Source organism: Teichococcus rhizosphaerae, from assembly GCF_002631185.1.
In the GTDB taxonomy this organism is placed as follows: Bacteria; Pseudomonadota; Alphaproteobacteria; order Acetobacterales; family Acetobacteraceae; genus Pseudoroseomonas; species Pseudoroseomonas rhizosphaerae.
Window position 1 is genome coordinate 1 of the sequence record NZ_PDNU01000105.1, and the last position, 1,651, is coordinate 1,651.

The window sequence follows — 1,651 nt, forward strand, 5'->3', positions numbered from 1 at the left end:
CTTGTTGTTCTTGTGGCGACTCAGCCCCCGGTTTCGCGCCGGGGTCGCGGGGCAGTATCGGCACTTCGCCGCGCTGACCAAAGAACAGAATATCGAACATACCGATGCCGAAACGGCATCAGCGAACGAGCAAGCTCGGGCAAGCCGTCTTGCATCGGCGCGAGCGCCGCTCAGGCCTCGTTCAGGCGCGCTTCCTCGCGCTCGCGCAGGCGCACTTCCTCGGCGATCTGCCGGGCCAGGGCGTCCACCGCCACCGGCAGGTAGCGGCCGGTGCGCACGTAGAGGCCGAGGTCGCTGTGGATGCCGCCATTGTCTTTCAGCGGCAGGAAGCGCAGCTCGCCCTGGGCGATGTCGGCCTCGATCCCCAGGCGGGTCTGGAAGGCGACGCCGAGCCCGCGCCGCGCCAGTTGTCGCGACAGCTCCAGGGAGCTGCTCTCCAGCACCGCCCGGCGCGGTTCGCGCAAACGGCGCTGGAGCGGCGCCAGCAGGTGATGGATGGACAGCTCGCTCTTGGCCATGATCAGGCCATGTTCGACGCAATCGGCGAAGGCGATGGCCTGGTGTCGCGCCAACGGGTGCTGCGGGGAGACGATGGCACCGAGGCGGAAATGGCCGACGCTGACCTGTTGCAGGTCGGCGCTGCGCGGCAGGGCGAAGGCCAGGCCGAGGTCGACCGCGCCGCTGCTCACCGCCTCGGGTATCGCCTGGGAACCGAGCAGGGTGACGCCGACGGTGATGTCCGGGTAGCGTTCGCGCATCGCCTTGAGCACGCAGGGCAGCAGGTCGCTGGTCACCGCCTCGATGGTGGCGATCTCCACATGGCCGGTGCGCAGGCCTTGCAGCGCGTCCAGTTCGGAACGCACGCGCTCCATGTCCTGCAGGACCACGGTGACGTGGCGCGCGAAGATCTCCCCGGCTCCGGTCAGGCGCAGGCCCCCGGGTAGGCGGTCGAACAGCGGCGCGCCGATCTCGTCCTCCAGCTTGAGGATCTGCCGGTTCACCGCCGACGAGGCGACGTTCAGGCGTCGCGCGGCTTCGCGGATCGAATGGCAGCGGCGCACCATGTCGAAGTAGTGGATCGCGGGCGCGTGGATATGCAGCTTGCGGCTCATGGCGGACCGAAGGGATGACGGAGCTGTCGACCTTCCGGGAAACGCCGGCGAATGGCAAGGGGAAGCGCCGCCTCGGCGGATAACGCCTGCGACGCCATTCGCCCTACCGATAGCCCCGCCCGGCGGCCTACCGGGACGCCTGCTGCGACTCCACGCCAAGCTCGTCCCACACCGATTCGGCCAGGTGGAAGGTCGCGTTGGCCGCGGGAATGCCGCAGTAGATGGCGCTCTGCATGATCACTTCCTTGATCTCGTCGCGGCTCACCCCGTTGTTCTTCGCCGCGCGCAGATGCAGCTTGAGTTCCTCGTTGCGGTTCATGCCGATCAGCATGGCGATGGTGACCAGGCTGCGGGTGTGTCGCGGCAGCCCCGGACGGGTCCAGATGTCGCCCCAGGCGTGGCGGGTGATCATCTCCTGGAACTCTTCGTTGAACGGCGTCAGGTTGGCCAGGCTGCGCTCGACGTGGGCGTCGCCGAGCACCGCGCGGCGCACTTGCATGCCGGCTTCGTAGCGTTGTTTCTCGTCCATCGGCGGCTCC

General features: G+C 68.3%; 2 protein-coding genes. Both read right to left on the reverse strand.

What is annotated here, in order from left to right; genetic code table 11:
• Positions 1 to 170 precede the first annotated feature (170 nt).
• Positions 171 to 1,112: a LysR family transcriptional regulator gene (locus tag CR162_RS21780; RefSeq protein ID WP_003084073.1), complete on the reverse strand. Its 942-nt coding sequence runs from the start codon at positions 1,110 to 1,112 to the stop codon at positions 171 to 173.
• Between the two features lie 127 nt (positions 1,113 to 1,239).
• On the reverse strand, positions 1,240 to 1,651 hold a 412-nt coding region (gene pcaC, locus CR162_RS21785), incomplete at its 5' end, for a 4-carboxymuconolactone decarboxylase (protein WP_456316225.1).

What these genes read in the sequence shown, in the direction of transcription:
- CR162_RS21780 (WP_003084073.1), bottom strand. Translation starts at nt 1,112, where the DNA reads ATGAGCCGCAAGCTGCATATCCACGCGCCCGCGATCCACTACTTCGAC.